General features: G+C 72.4%; 13 protein-coding genes. 5 read left to right on the plus strand and 8 right to left on the minus strand.

What is annotated here, in order from left to right; genetic code table 11:
- Window positions 1–59: 59 nt before the first annotated feature.
- From ABEE00_RS16805 to ABEE00_RS16815, 3 genes are all read right to left on the minus strand, one after another.
- Window positions 60–1,085, minus strand: a complete 1,026-nt coding sequence (locus ABEE00_RS16805) for an LLM class F420-dependent oxidoreductase (RefSeq protein WP_345746307.1) — start codon at window positions 1,083–1,085, stop codon at window positions 60–62.
- Window positions 1,082–2,299, minus strand: coding sequence for a CaiB/BaiF CoA transferase family protein (locus ABEE00_RS16810; RefSeq protein WP_345746308.1), 1,218 nt, complete (start codon window positions 2,297–2,299; stop codon window positions 1,082–1,084). The genes ABEE00_RS16805 and ABEE00_RS16810 overlap by 4 nt, the downstream gene beginning before the upstream one ends.
- 352 nt (window positions 2,300–2,651) lie before the next feature.
- Complete coding sequence (locus ABEE00_RS16815; protein WP_345746309.1) at window positions 2,652–4,106, minus strand: sugar porter family MFS transporter; 1,455 nt, start codon at window positions 4,104–4,106, stop codon at window positions 2,652–2,654.
- Between the two features lie 301 nt (window positions 4,107–4,407).
- On the opposite strand from ABEE00_RS16815, the gene ABEE00_RS16820 reads away from it, so the two are divergent.
- The 3 genes from ABEE00_RS16820 to ABEE00_RS16830 all read left to right on the plus strand — a co-directional run bounded on the left by ABEE00_RS16820 (window position 4,408) and on the right by ABEE00_RS16830 (window position 7,316).
- The gene (locus tag ABEE00_RS16820) at window positions 4,408–5,301 is read left to right on the plus strand and encodes an SIS domain-containing protein (protein WP_345746310.1); all 894 of its coding nucleotides are present in this window, start codon (window positions 4,408–4,410) and stop codon (window positions 5,299–5,301) included.
- A gap of 286 nt (window positions 5,302–5,587) precedes the next feature.
- Complete coding sequence (locus ABEE00_RS16825; RefSeq protein ID WP_345746311.1) at window positions 5,588–6,436, plus strand: class II fructose-bisphosphate aldolase; 849 nt, start codon at window positions 5,588–5,590, stop codon at window positions 6,434–6,436.
- 73 nt (window positions 6,437–6,509) lie between these two features.
- A complete protein-coding gene (locus ABEE00_RS16830; protein ID WP_345746312.1) occupies window positions 6,510–7,316 on the plus strand; it encodes a DeoR/GlpR family DNA-binding transcription regulator in 807 nt (268 codons plus the stop codon).
- A 124-nt stretch (window positions 7,317–7,440) separates the two neighbouring features.
- On the opposite strand, the gene ABEE00_RS16835 is transcribed toward ABEE00_RS16830, so the two are convergent.
- Window positions 7,441–7,563 carry a hypothetical protein gene (locus ABEE00_RS16835; protein WP_345746313.1) on the minus strand — a complete coding sequence of 41 codons (123 nt, stop codon included), beginning with the start codon at window positions 7,561–7,563 and terminating at the stop codon, window positions 7,441–7,443.
- A 118-nt stretch (window positions 7,564–7,681) separates the two neighbouring features.
- On the opposite strand from ABEE00_RS16835, the gene ABEE00_RS16840 reads away from it, so the two are divergent.
- A complete protein-coding gene (locus ABEE00_RS16840; RefSeq protein ID WP_345746314.1) occupies window positions 7,682–9,211 on the plus strand; it encodes a CoA transferase in 1,530 nt (509 codons plus the stop codon).
- Window positions 9,212–9,266: 55 nt separating this feature from the next.
- Here the strand turns inward: ABEE00_RS16840 and ABEE00_RS16845 are convergent, their stop codons facing one another.
- The 4 genes from ABEE00_RS16845 to ABEE00_RS16860 form a co-directional block, all read right to left on the minus strand.
- Window positions 9,267–9,470, minus strand: a complete 204-nt coding sequence (locus tag ABEE00_RS16845) for a hypothetical protein (protein WP_345746315.1) — start codon at window positions 9,468–9,470, stop codon at window positions 9,267–9,269.
- Window positions 9,471–9,637: 167 nt separating this feature from the next.
- Entirely contained in the window at window positions 9,638–10,930 is a 1,293-nt protein-coding gene (locus ABEE00_RS16850) for a lysophospholipid acyltransferase family protein (protein ID WP_345746316.1), read from the minus strand.
- On the minus strand, window positions 10,930–11,718 hold the full coding sequence (locus tag ABEE00_RS16855) for a GNAT family N-acetyltransferase (RefSeq protein ID WP_345746317.1): 789 nt from the start codon (window positions 11,716–11,718) through the stop codon (window positions 10,930–10,932). Before ABEE00_RS16855 ends, ABEE00_RS16850 begins: the two co-directional genes overlap by 1 nt.
- A 267-nt stretch (window positions 11,719–11,985) precedes the next feature.
- Window positions 11,986–12,534 carry a glycoside hydrolase family 25 protein gene (locus ABEE00_RS16860; RefSeq protein ID WP_345746318.1) on the minus strand — a complete coding sequence of 183 codons (549 nt, stop codon included), beginning with the start codon at window positions 12,532–12,534 and terminating at the stop codon, window positions 11,986–11,988.
- Between the two features lie 246 nt (window positions 12,535–12,780).
- Between ABEE00_RS16860 and ABEE00_RS16865 the strand changes: the two genes are divergently transcribed.
- The gene (locus ABEE00_RS16865; protein WP_345746319.1) at window positions 12,781–13,830 is read left to right on the plus strand and encodes an LLM class flavin-dependent oxidoreductase; all 1,050 of its coding nucleotides are present in this window, start codon (window positions 12,781–12,783) and stop codon (window positions 13,828–13,830) included.
- Window positions 13,831–13,863 lie beyond the last annotated feature (33 nt).

Consider the following 13,863-nt stretch of genomic DNA (forward strand, 5'->3'; position numbering starts at 1 on the left):
CCTTCGAACGAACCGCTGGGTGCGTGGTGTTGGGGGACCGCTTGGGCGGTGCGGGCCGCTCAGAGCCAGCCCTTGACCTTCTCGATCAGCGCGGCCGGGTCGTCGTCCACCGGAACGACGTTGAGCATGGTCACGCCCGCCTCCCGGAACGCCTCGATCCGCTCGCGCACGTATCCCTCGGGCCCGCACAGCGACACCAGCTCGCAGAACTCCTCGGGGACGGCCGCCTCGGCCTCCTTCTTCTTGCCGGCCAGATACAGGTCCTGGACCTTCTCCGCCGCCTCCTCGTATCCGTACGCGCGGGCCACGTCGTTGTAGAAGTTCTTGCCCTTGGCGCCCATGCCGCCGATGTAGAGCGCGATCACCGGGCGCATGAACTCGCGCACCGCCTCGGTGCCCTCGCCCACCGCGAGGACCGTGCCCGCCGCGATCTCCAGCGGCCCGCGCTCCGGGTCACGCTTCGCGCGCCCCTCGGCCAGCGGCCCGCCCCACACGTCCTTCGCCTTCTCCGGAACGAACAGATGCGGCAGCCACCCGTCGGCGATCTCCGCCGTCATCCGCACGTTGGCCGGGCCCAACGAGGCGATGAAGAGCGGGATTTCGTCCCGCACCGGCTTGGTCAGCATCTTCAGCGGCTTGCCCAGCTTCCCGCCCTTCTCGGGCGGCAGCGGCATGTCGGTGATGCCGTGGTGGTCGATGTTCTCCCGCCGCCAGATGCGGCGGCACAGCTCCACGGTCTCCCGCGTACGGCCCAGCGGCTTGTCGTACGGCTTACCGTGCCAGCCCTCCACGACCTGCGGCCCCGAAGCCCCGAGCCCCACCATGGCCCGGCCCCCGGAGAGCGCGTCGAGCCCGGCGCCGGTCTGCGCGATCAGCGCGGGCGTCCGCGAATACACATTGAGGATCGCGGACCCGATCTGCATCCGCTCCGTGCGCGCGGCCAGATACCCCAGGATCGTGGGCGAGTCGAAGCCGTACGCCTCGGCCACCCACACCGCGTCCAGCCCCGCGGGCTCCAACTGCGCGATCTTGTCGGCCGCTTCCCGTGGATCACCGGCGTACTGGAGTGTGGTGGAGATCTTCATGCATCGCCCCTGCCCTCGGCGTTCTTGGATTCCCCGGCGTCTTCCGTCTCCTCGGCGCCCGCGTCCAGCCCCGGGATGCCCCATTCCCTGGCCACCTCGGCCGCGTCGGCGCCGGGCTGCGCGGGGGGCCGGGTGATCGCGCCGGGCGTCGCGGAGAACCGGGGCGCGGGCGCCGGCTGCGTGATCCCCCCGTACTCCGTGAACGTCCCGCGCGCCGCCAGATGCGGATGCTCCGGCGCCTCGCGCAACGAGAGAACCGGCGCCACACACGCGTCGGACCCCTCGAAGACCTCCGTCCACTCCTCCCGCGTACGGGACTTGAAGCGCGCGGCGATCACCTCGCGCAGCTCGCCCCAGGCGGCGATGTCCTCCCGCGCCGGTGCGCTCTCCTCGATCCCCAGCAACCGCACGAACTCGGCGTAGAACTGCGGCTCCAGCGCCCCCACCGCCATGTGCCCGCCGTCCGCTGTCTCGTACGTCCCGTAGAACGGGCTGCCCCCGTCCAGCAGATTGGCACCCCTGCGGTCCTGCCAGCCCCCGGCCGCGACCATCCCCTGGATCATGGCGGTGAGGTGGCTGGTGCCGTCCACGATCGCCGCGTCGACGACCTGCCCCTCCCCGCCCTCGGCCCGCGCGTGCTGCAGCGCGGCCAGGATCCCGATCACGAGATACAGCGAACCGCCCGCGTAGTCGCCCAGCAGATTCGCCGGCGCGCAGGGCGCCCCGTCCGCCGGGCCCGTCATCCCGAGGGCCCCGGTGAGCGCGATGTACCCGATGTCGTGCCCGGCCCGCTGCGCGAGCGGCCCGTCCTGGCCCCAACCGGTCATCCGCCCGTAGACGAGCCTCGGGTTGCGGGCGAGGCACTCCTCGGGCCCCACGCCCAACCGCTCGGCCACACCCGGCCTGTATCCCTCGATCAGCGCGTCCGCCCGCTCCACCATCCCGAGAACGGTGTCCCGCTGCGCCTCGTCCTTCAGGTCGAGCACCACGGAACGCTTATTCCGGTTGGTGACGTCGTACGCCGGATCGATGGCCAGCGCCGGCTTGCCCGGCCGGTCCACCCGCACCACGTCCGCGCCCAGGTCGGCGAGCAGCATCGCCGCGAACGGCCCCGGCCCGATCCCGGCCAGCTCCACCACCCGCACTCCGCGCAACGGCCCACCGCCGCCCGGTCCTCCGGATGCGCTCTTCGCCCGCGATGCCGCCGTCGCCATCAAGCCCCCAGCCGTATGACACAACTGATGTAACACCAGGGATGCTAAGAACGCGTTTCACTTTCCACAAGCCCCCGCGAGACCCCCGCTCCCCCGCCCCCGAGTGGCGTCCACCACAACCCCGGCCGTGGCGGCGGCAGTTGGGGAGCGGCGGTCGGGGAAGGGACGGGAGGAGGGGAGGACGGGGAGGGGCCGCGGAATAGCGAGGAGGGAGCGGGGAGGTGAGGACTGCGTCTGGCTGGCCTCCGGTTTTGTGTTCCGTGTGGCGCTGTGGCCCAGTGCGGCCGGGGGATCGGGCTTCTTGCAGGCGGGGCTCGGGCGCGTTGCAGGCAGGCTCAGGCGCGCGGGCCGCTCACCGTATTCGCTCCGCCGCCGCGGCCTCCGCATCGGCGTCCTCACCCACGTACCGCTGCTGCTCCTCAACGGAGGGCCAGCGTCCGCCGTTTCGCCAGTAGCCCTGGATCTCCTCCAGCTGCCGCCCCTTCGTCTCGGGCGCCGTGGCCGCCGTGAACACCAGCGCCAGCAGCGCCAGCACACCGAGCCCCGCGAAGGTCCAGGCCGCTCCGGCCCACGACATGAGGGAGGGGAAGAACTGGGCGATCAGCATGTTGGCCACGAGGTCGGCCGTGAGCATCACCGAGGCGCCGACGGCCCGGTACCTCGCGGGGAACGCCTCGCTCGCGTAGACCCAGATCAGTGAACCGAAGCCGAAGTTGTACGCCGCGGTGAACAGCAGCACCGCGACGAAACCCACCCAGGTCGCCGAGCCGCTCACCGCGCCGGTGCCGAACACCGCGGTCAGCAGCGCGAGCATCGCCAGCATCACGCCGATCCCGGAGAGCAGCACCCGGCGCCGGCCGAGCCGGTCGATGATGAGCACTGCCAGCACCGCGGCCGCCAGTCCCGCGACCTGGACGAAGGCAGGCAGCAGGAAGTTCTGCCCGTCCCCGGTGAAGCCCATCTCCTCGAAGATGGCCGGGCTGTAGTAGGTGACCGCGTTGATCCCGGTGATCTGGCAGAAGAAGCCGAGACCGATCACGAAGGTGGCGGCCCGGGCGTACGGCTTGCGCAGCAGCGCCGCGGCGGAGCCCCCGCTCTCCTCGCTCAGCGCACCGTTGATGGCGGCGATCTCGGTCCGCGGGTCCACATCGGGATCCGTCCGCGCGAGGACCTGCTCCGCCTCCTCCGTGCGCCCCTTCAGCACATACCAGCGCGGGGTGTCCGGCAGCCGCAGCAGCGGGATCACCAGCAGCGCGGCGGGAATCGCCGACAGCCCGAGCATCCACCGCCAGTGGCCGCCGCCGGAGAGCCCCCAGTTCACGAAGTAGGTGAGCGTGATCCCCGCGACGGTGGCCACCTGGTACGCGGCGACCGCGGCACCCCGGATGCGGGCCGGCGTGGACTCGGCGACATAGAGGGGAGCCGCCACGATGGAGACGCCGATCGCGATCCCGAGCAGGAACCGCACGATGTCGAGCACCACCACGTTCGGCGCGACGGCGGAGAGCGCGACGAACACCGCATAGGACGCGGCGACGATCAGCATGGCCGGCTTGCGCCCGAGCGCGTCGGCCAGCTTGCCGCCGATCAGCGCGCCGAGGATCGAACCGAGCACGAGCACGCTGTTCACGAGCCCCTGCTCGGCTGAGGTCAGGTGGAAGTCCTTGCTGAGGAAGACCAGGGCGCCGGAGATGCTGCCCGTGTCGTATCCGTAGATGACGCCGACGACGGCGCCCGTGAGGGCAAAGAGGCGGCCGGTCCGATACCCCTCGGCAGCCAGCTTCGGTGATGGCGTTGCTGTGGTCATGTGCGGGGCTCTCTGCGTGGAACTGCAAGGCGAGTGATTGATCACGTCACTATTCGCCGCGCTTCGCGCATCTGTCAACACCCCTCGGCGGGGCCTTCGAGGGTCGCTCCGCCGCTGCGAGCAGGACAGAGAAGGCCCACAAATAGGCGCTAATCCGGGCTTACCGCTCACCGGTCGCACCTCGCCCCTTCACCCGGAGGAGGTATGGACGGCGCGACGAAGCTGCGTAATATTGATTGAGGCGAAGCTTTGAAATGCAGAAGCGAGCACAAGCGCAAGATCATCCAAGAGGGAGACCCCGATGACCGGGACCGTGCACATGGAAGAGGAACTGCGCAGCCAGCCGGAGACCTGGCGCGAGGCGGCGCGGCTGGCCTCGGCTCCGGGGCTGCCGGAGCGGGGCGCGCGGGTGGCCGTGGTCGGCTGCGGCACCTCGTGGTTCATGGCCCAGTCGTACGCGGCGCTGCGCGAGGCGGCGGGCCACGGCGTGACCGACCCCTTCGCCGCGTCGGAGGCCTCACTTGGTGCGGAGCGCGCATACGACGCCGTGGTCGCCATCACCCGCTCCGGCACCACCACGGAGGTGCTGCGGGTGCTGGAGCAGATGAAGGGCCGCATCCCGACGGTGACCCTGCTCGGCGCCCCCGGCACACCGGCGGTGGACCTCTCCGACGAGACCGTGGCGCTCCCCTTCGCCGATGAGCAGTCAGTCGTCCAGACCCGGTTCGCCACGTCGGCGCTCGCCCTGCTCCGCGCCCACCTCGGAGAAGACCTCTCCCCCGCGATACGCGACGCCGAGGAGGCGCTGTCCAGCCCGGTCGAGAAGGAGTGGGTGGAGGCCGAGCAGTTCTCCTTCCTGGGCACCGGGTGGACGTTCGGCCTCGCCAATGAGGCGGCGCTCAAGATGCGCGAGGCATCGCAGAGTTGGACGGAGTCCTACCCCGCGATGGAGTACCGCCACGGGCCGATATCCATCGCGGCCCCCGGCCGTGTCACCTGGCTCTTCGGCGACTCCCCCGAGGGCCTGGAGTCCGATGTCGCCCGCACCGGCGCGCAGTTCGTGCACCACGCGAGGGACCCGTTGGCCGACCTGGTGCTGGTGCAGCGAGTCGCGCTGGAGCGCGCGCGTGCACGGGGCCTGGACCCGGACAACCCGCGCAGCCTCACGCGCTCCGTGATGCTCGACGACTCCTGAGGCGCCGGCTCCACGAGGGCTCGGCATGGGCTCACGCGGCGGGGTCTTGGCTTGCCCGCGGGGCGACGCCATGGCTCCTCGCCGCGGGGCCTCGGCTCCCTCACGGGCTGACACCGCGGCCCCTCGTCTCGGGTCCACGCCGCGAGCTCGCGCATCGGTCCGGTCGCGGGCCCGCCCCATCCGCCCACGCCACTGCCCTCTGTCCTCCGCACCGGAGCGCGGTCGCGACACCGCGCCCCGCCCCTCCCCACCTCCATATCCCAGGCCTCTCAGGGAAGTTCGCCTCATGACTCTCTCCCCCACCGCATCCATCCTCGACGGCGCGCGGGCCTCGGGCTCCGGCGCTCCCGCCTTCAACATCATCCATCTGGAGACCGCCGAAGCCCTGGTCGCGGCGGCCGAGCGGGCCGGTACACCGCTGATCCTCCAGCTCAGTGAGAACTGCCTGAAGTACCACGGCAGTCTGCTCCCGCTGACCCGCGCCACCCTGGCCCTGGCCGAGGACTCCGAGGCGCAGATCTCCGTCCACCTGGACCACATCACGGACGCCGCGCAGATCCGCGAGGGTGTGCGGGCCGGGGTGCGCTCGGTCATGTTCGACGCCTCGGCCCTGCCGTATGCGGAGAACGTCGCGGCGACGGCCGAGCTCACCTCCTGGTGCCATGAGCACGGCGTGTTCGTGGAGGCCGAGCTCGGTGAGGTGGGCGGCAAGGACGGCGTGCACGCACCGGGCGCGCGCACCGACCCTGACGAGGCCCTCTCCTTCGTGCGCGAGACCGGGGTGGACGCGCTGGCCGTCGCGGTCGGTTCCTCGCACGCGATGCGGGAGCGCACGGCCGTGCTGGACAAGGAGCTGATCCACACGCTCGCGGAGAAGCTGCCCGTGCCGCTGGTGCTGCACGGTTCGTCGGGGGTGCCCGACGAGGAGCTGCGCGCGGCGATCACCGCGGGGATGACGAAGATCAATATCTCCACGCATCTGGTGTCGGTCTTCACGCAGGAGATACGCAGGATCCTCGCCGAGGACCCGATGCTGATCGACTCGCGCAAGTACGTGGGCCCCGCGCGCGAGGCCGTGACGCAGGAGGCCGCGCGGCTGCTGGGCGTGCTCGGGACGCCGGTACACGCCGGATAGGCTCCGGTCAGCACGCCGGGGTGTCACAGGACACCGGACGGCGGGTGCAGCACAGAACAGGGAGACAGACCACGTGAAGCGCCACGAGCGGATGAACGCGCTGCTCGAGCTCCTCGGCGACCGGGGACGCGTCGACGTCGAGGAGGCCGCCACCGCCCTCGAGGTGTCGGCGGCCACCATGCGCAGGGACATGGACGCCCTGGCCGAGCAGCAGTTGCTCACCCGCACCCGGGGCGGCGCGGTGCTCAGCTCCGTCACCTACGACCTGCCCCTCCGGTACAAGCGCGGTCACCACGCGGAGGAGAAGCAGGCCATCGCGCAGGCGGCGGCGAAGATGGTGGAGCGCGGTCACGCGGTCGGTCTCTCCGGCGGCACCACGACGACGGAGATCGCCAGGGCGCTGGCGGTCCGCCCGGAGTTCGCCGAGCCGGCGCCCGAGCCGCACCTGACGGTGGTGACCAACTCCCTCAACATCGCCAACGAGCTGGCGGTGCGCCCGCAGATCAAGATCGTGCTGACGGGCGGGGTGGCGCACTCGCGGTCCTTTGAACTCATCGGCCCGTACAGCGAGTTGGTGCTCCAGCAGATCTCCATGGACATCGCGTTCATCGGTGCGAACGGGGTGGACCCGGAGCGGGGCGCGACGGTTCACGACGAGGCGGAGGCGCGGATCAACCGGCTGATGGCGGAGCGCGCCGCGCGGGCGGTGGTCGTGGCGGACGGTTCCAAGGTGGGCACGCGGTGCTTCGCGCGGATCGGCGGGGGCGAGGTGTTCTCGACCTTCGTGACCGACGGCGGGGTGCGGGAGCCGGTGCGGCGGGAGTTCACCGACCGGGGGCTGCGTGTGGTGACGGCGAAGGTTGCTCCCGAGGGGGACTGACCGGGCCTCGGGCGCCCTGGCCGGCCCCTCCGGCAAGGGTCGGGCTCACAGGAGGTACGCGTACAGCCGCGCATGGCCGGGCGGTCCACCTCGCCGAGGCCGGGCGCAGGGTGCGGGGTGTCGGTCAGCGGGGCTCGGGGGGTGCCAGTGGTCGCCGTCCGGTGTTGGGGTCGACCCGGTCGCGCAGGGTGTCCTGGACTGCGAGGGCTTCGGACTCCGTACGGGGCCAGGGGGCATCGTCGTTCATGGGAGGGACACGGTATACGGGGGCGCTCGACCGGTTGTGCGGGGCCAGCGTGTGAACGGGGCATCCAGGGCCTCCGGCCTGCCCGGATTCATGCGGACCGAGTGTCACAATGCCGGACATGGAGCGAGCTTCTGCACAGGCGCTGACCGGCCGGGACGGCATGAGTACGGACAGGGGCGCGGCCGGGGACCGCCCGCCCGGCGGCTCCGCGGGGAGCGGTGCCGGCACCTCCTATGCGTGGCGCGCGCTCGGAGGGCAGCGGGCTCTGCTGGAGCGGCTCCACCACACGTACAGGGACGGGGTGCTGCCGGCTCGGCTTCCCGTTCGCGAGCTCGCGCGCAGCACGGTGGCCACCTGTGCCCTCGCGGCGGCCGAGCTGGCCGCGGTGCGCGCCTCCAGCAGCAGGGTGGCGCCGGTGACGGTGGACGACGGGGCGGTGGCGGCCGCGTTCACCAGCGAGCGCCATCTGCGGATCGACGGGCGGGAGACGGTCAACTTCGCACCGCTGTCCCGCTTCTGGCGCACGGCTGACGGGTGGGTGCGTACGCACGCGAACTACCCGCATCACCGTGCACTGCTGCTCGCCGCGCTCGCTGTCCCCGAGCGCGGCGAGGCGGACGAGGTGCTGGCGCACCGGGTCGCGGCCCAACTGGTGCAGCGCAAGGCGGAGGAGGTGGAGCAGGCGGTCTTCGCCAGGGGCGGGCTCGCGGTGGCGGTGCGCTCCCGCGAGGCGTGGGACCGGCACCCGCAGGGCGTCGCGGCGTCCTCCCGCCCGCTGCTGAGCGTCGATGCGCTGGACGGGGCGGAGCCGCTGCCGTTCGCGCCCACCGCGGGCAACACCCTCGCGCTGCCCCTCGCCGGGGTGCGGGTGCTGGACCTCACGCGGGTCACCGCGGGCCCCGTGGCCACCCGCACGTTGGCGCTGCTCGGGGCCGACGTGCTGCGGATCGACCCGCCGAAGTACCCGGAGTTCGCCGAGGCGCACGCGGACACCGGGTTCGGGAAGCGGTCGGTGTCGCTGGAGCTGGACAGCCGTGCCGGGCAGGCCCGGTTCGAGGAGCTGCTGGGGTCGGCGCATGTGGTGGTCACGGCGTACCGGCCGGGCGCGCTGGACAGGTTCGGGCTGGCCCCCGAGTCGCTGGCCGACCGGCGCCCGGGGCTGGTGGTGGGGCAGATCAGCGCGTGGGGCGGGTACGGGCCGTGGCACAGGAGGCGCGGGTTCGACAGCCTCGTACAGGCGGCGACCGGTATCGCGAAGGCGGAGGAGGACACGGAGTCGGGCGTTCCCGGTGCGCTGCCCGCGCAGGCGCTGGACCACGGTTCCGGTTACCTGCTGGCGGCGGCGGTGATGCGGTCGTTGACGGAGCAGCAGGAGGGGAGGGCGGGTTCCCGGGTCGTACGGCTCGCGCTGGCGCAGACCGCGCACTGGCTGCTGCACGGGCACGGGCTGCCCGGCGGCAGGACGGAGGCGGGGGATGCCGCGCCGGCCGCGGAGCCCCCGTACGACCCGGCGGACTGGATGGCGGAGTGCGACAGTCCGCTGGGGCGGCTGCGGCATGTGGTGTCGCCGGTGCGGTACGAAGGGGCGCCGGAGAGGTGGGCGCATCCGCCGGGAGTGCTGGGCGGCGACGCGGTGGAGTGGCGCTGACGTTCGCGGTGCGCGGGGCCGTGACCTGCGGCGACCGAGCCCACCGGGGCGCGGGCTAGGCGGTGGAGAGCAGCCATTCGGCCAGGGCCACCGCGGCGAAGCCCAGGGCGAGTACCGCGGTGGCGACCCGGGTGCGGCCGCGGCGGCTGAGGCCGATGGCGGTGCCGGAGAGGATCAGCGCCATGCCGTAGAAGCCGACGATCAGTACGGACGGGGCGATGGTGAGGCGGACGACCAGGGCCACGGCCACCGCGGTCATGACGGCGGCCGAGACCGCTATCCGGACGCGGCGGGCCTGCCGCGGGGTGAGGCCGGGTCTGTCGTCCGCATAGGCGGCGTGCGGATCGGTGCCGTCGGGGTCGGAGTCGTCCGCGTAGGGGGCGACCTGGGCGGCGTCGTCCCGGGCGGCGGTGTCTGCTGCTGCGTTCAGGGGGCCGTCGGCGTTGTCTGCGGAGGCGAGGGAAGAGGCGGTGGAGCCGACGGGGTCGTGCGGGGCTGGTCCCTCGTGGTCCCGGACATCCCCGGAGGTGTCGGCGTCGCGCGCCTCGGCGTCGTCGAAGTCCTCGGTGGCTGTGGTGTCTTGGGAGGCGGGAGAGGTCGCTGAGGTGTCCGGCCTGCGGGCGGAGTCGGCTTCGGGCATGACGGGGAGCGTATCTGGCCTGCACACAAATTGCCGGATACACCCATGAGGCCCGGCCGTTCCTCCGGCCCCTCCCCCGGCTGCGCCGCCGACCGCACACCCCATGTATCCGGCTGTTCTTCCTCCCGCACTCCGGTGACCGCCGCCCGCGCCGCGCGGGCCAGTGCGCGGCGGGTGCCGTGGTTCGCGGGGTTCAGCGGTGGATGGACCGTGACCTCGGCGTACAGGTCCCGGGCCGCGATCACCCGGCGCAGCGAGGTGAGCAGCGTGTCCTCGCCCACGAACGCGGGCCGTGCGGTGGGGAGTCCGGCGGAGGTGCGGTAGCGGAGGGTGACCGGGCGGACCTCGGCGCCCGCGTCGAGCGCCGCTTGGAACAGGGCGTTGCGGAAGGCGCCCTCCGCCCTGCCGCACCGAGTGCTGCCCTCCGGGAAGACCGCGACGCTGCGGCCCGCGCGGAGCAGGGCGGCGACTTCGGCGACCGTCGCCGGGAGTTGCCTGAGGCGTTCGCGGTCGATGAAGACGGTGCCGCCGTAGGTGGCGAGCCGGCCCAGTACGGGGTAGGCGGCGACGTCGGACTTGGCCACCATCCTGACCGGGCGCACCGCGGCGAGCAGCGGGATGTCCAGCCAGGAGACGTGGTTGGCGACCAGCAGAGCGGGACGCGGTGCGCAGCCGCGACCGCCGGCCGGCGCGCGACCGCAACCGCCGCTCGCCACAAGCTCGTTGATGCGTACCCGCACCCCGGTCGCGCGGACGAGTGCTCTGGCCCAGCCCCGTACCACCGCCGCACGCCCGCGGGCCGCAGGCGAGAACGCGATGCCCGCGACCAGCACTCCGCACAGCGCGGACCAGCGGAGCGCGCGCCGCGCGGGCCCCGCCGCGCGCCCACTCCCCCGCGGGGGCAGGCAGCGCAGCGGGGTGCAGGGCGAGGTCGGCTTCCAGGGGTTGGCCCGGCCGCTCTCCGCCGTGGACGAATCCGGCACGGACGAAGGGGACACCAGGGACGCGACGTGGAATTCCGCGAAGTCCGAGAACTCCCCGAACTCGCCGGACTCCGCGAAGCCGGCGACGGAGGACATCACGGCGCCGCGGGTGCCATCGAGAGGAAGTGCCGCAGATAGCGCGGGTCGATGTCGCGCACGTTGAGCAGCACGTACAGGTCGGCGACCCCGAAGTCCGGGTCGTGCGCGGGCTCTCCGCAGATGCGGGCGCCGAGCCGCAGGTAGCCGCGGAGCAGCGGCGGCAGGGTGTAGCGGGGTACGGACACCGGGCGCGGGCCGTCCTCCGGCGGGAGCCAGGGGAGCCGCGGCCGCACCCGGTACTCCTCGGGCGCCATGTGCCGGGCCGCGACGGTGTGCCACACGTGCGAGGCGAGGGCCCCGCCGTCGGCCAGGGGCACGGAGCAGCAGCCGGCCAGCCAGGTGTGGCCCATGGTCTCCAGGTAGCGGGCTATCCCGGCCCACATGAGCGCGATGACGGCGCCGTCCCTGTGGTCGGGGTGCACGCAGGAGCGGCCGACCTCGACCAGGTCCTCGCGCAGCGGGGCGAGCCCGGAGAGGTCGAACTCGCTGTCCGCGTAGAGCCGCCCGGCGACCCTGGCGCGGTCGGGCGGCAGCAGCCGGTAGGTGCCGACCACGGCGCCGGTGCGCTCCTCGCGTACCAGCAGGTGGTCGCAGTAGGCGTCGAACGGGTCGGCGTCCAGGCCCGGTTCGGGGCTGTGCAGGCGGGCGCCCATGCCGTCGGCGAAGACGGTGTGGCGCAGCCGCTGCGCCGCGCGCACCTGGTCCTCGTCGGTCGCGAGGGACACGGTGTAGCGCGGCGCAGCCGGCGGGGCGTGCACGGGTGCGGGTGCTTGGCTGAGGGACACGGCGATCTCCAGTGCGGCGGGGCGAACGGAACGGATCTGTCACCGCCTGGATTTCCGCCCCGGCTGGACGGGAGTTGACGCGGCCGGAGAGCGCGGATGTGCGCTCCCTTAACTCACGCCGCCGGCCACTTCACGCCACCGGGCGCCCGCCACGCCGCCGAGCGCCCGCCACGCCGCCGAGAACCCGCACGCGTACGCCACCGACCCCGTACGCCGCCGAGCCCGGCCACCGCCGCCGCGCCCACCGCGCCACCGCCCCGCCGCTCCTCAGCTCCCGCCCGCCCAGCTCTTCAGGTCCGCCTTGGTGTCGAAGGCGCCGACGTTCTTGTCTATCGGGTGGTTGGTGTACTGGTGGAACTTCCAGGGGTGCTGGATGCCCGGCTTGCCCGGATTGCCGTTGTAGTGCGCGATCCACAGCCCGTCGCCGGGGAAGGACGTGGTGTCGCGGTTCAGCCAGAAGTTCACGCTGCAGTAGAGCAGCACCTTGTGCTCGGGGCGCTTCCGCTGGACGTATTTGATCCAGTCGTCCTTCTCCCCGTTGCTGACGGCGCCGTCCTCCCAGTCGAGGACGAGGATGTCGCCGGCCACCAGGTTGATCTTCGACAGGAAGTAATCGGCCTGCGCCTGCATGCCGCCGTCGCGTACGAAATGGTAGAAGCCGGTCACGAGTCCGGCGTCGCGCCCGGTCTTGCGCTGCGCGACCCACTTGGGGTTGGTGTACGACCTGCCCTCGGTGACCTTGATGAAGACGAAGTCCAGACCCTTGGTGCTGTAGTTCTCCGGCTGGTACGACGCGACATCGATGCCTCTGATCATGAACGGCCCCGCTTCCTCGAATGCCCGGCCCCCGTCCGGGACCGGGTAACCGTGGGATACCCGGCGCTCCTCGCCGCGTACCTCCCGCGCGCCCGCCGCACGGTACGCGGTGCGGGAAGCCGCCGCCCGGACTCTCCCCTCCCGCACCGGCTGTTGGCACAATCCCCGACGGACCGGAGACCGGCCCTGCTCCACCTCACCCACACATCGGCATCCGGACACCCGGAACGGAAGAAGGTGGCACCCGTGCGGTTCAGCTATGCGATGCTTCCCGACTATCCGCTGCAGCAGTCGCTGGCCTCCATACGACTGGCGGACGAGCTCGGATTCCACGCCTGCTACGCGGCGGACGAGACCTGGCACAAAGACCTGTGGCTGCTGTTCGCCGCGGCGGCCGGGCAGACCGAGCGCATCCGCCTCGGCCCCAGCGTCACCCCGGTCACGCTGCGCGAGCCGACCCTGGTGGCCCAGGCGCTCGCCACCCTCGACGAGCTCTCGAACGGGCGCGCCGAAGGGGTGCTGTCCAGCGGGAACTTCGGGCTGCTCGCCCAGTACGGCATCGACTGGGCGGCGACGAGGCCGCTGTCGCGCACCAAGGAGGCGCTGTCCGTGGTGCGGACGCTGCTGGACGAGGGCAGTATCACGCGGGACGGCGAGTTCTACTCGTACCAGGGCCTGTTCACCTTCGCGCGGCCCGTGCAGGAGCGGGTGCCGCTGAAGCTGGGCGCGATGCGCGGCCCCAAGTCCTTCGAGGCCGCCGGCGAGTTGTCGGACGGCTGCCACCACGCGCTGAGCTACACCGCCGAGGCGTACGAGTACGCGGTGCGGCACATCAGGGCGGGCGCCGAGCGCGCCGGCAAGGACTGGCGGGACCTCGACATCGGCGCCTGGGTGGTGTTCTCGGTGGGCCGGGACGGCGCGAAGGCGAAAGAGGCCGCGCGCAGCATGGTCGGCATCTACGCCTCGTCCATGCCGGAGGAGCAGCTACGCCGCAACGGCGTTGACCCCTCGCAGCTCAAGCCCGTGATCGACGCGATCGGCGCGGGCGACCTGGCCCGCGGGATCGAGCTGACGGACCCGGAGGTCGCCGAGGCGCTGTCGGTGGCCGGCACGCCGGAGGAGTGCGCGGAGAAGATCCGTACGCAGATCGCGCCGAGCGGCGTGAACCACGTCATCTGCGCGCTCACCGACCGCGATCTGGTGAAGACCTTCACCGGCCGCGATCTGGAGGGCGCTCCCGACGTGAACAGCCAACTGCGGCTGATCCACGACGAAGTGATGCCCGCCTTCGCCTGAGCCGGGCGAGGGCACCCGAGCCGGGCGCGCGTA

Source organism: Streptomyces odontomachicola (assembly GCF_039605595.1).
GTDB lineage: Bacteria > Actinomycetota > Actinomycetes > Streptomycetales > Streptomycetaceae > Streptomyces.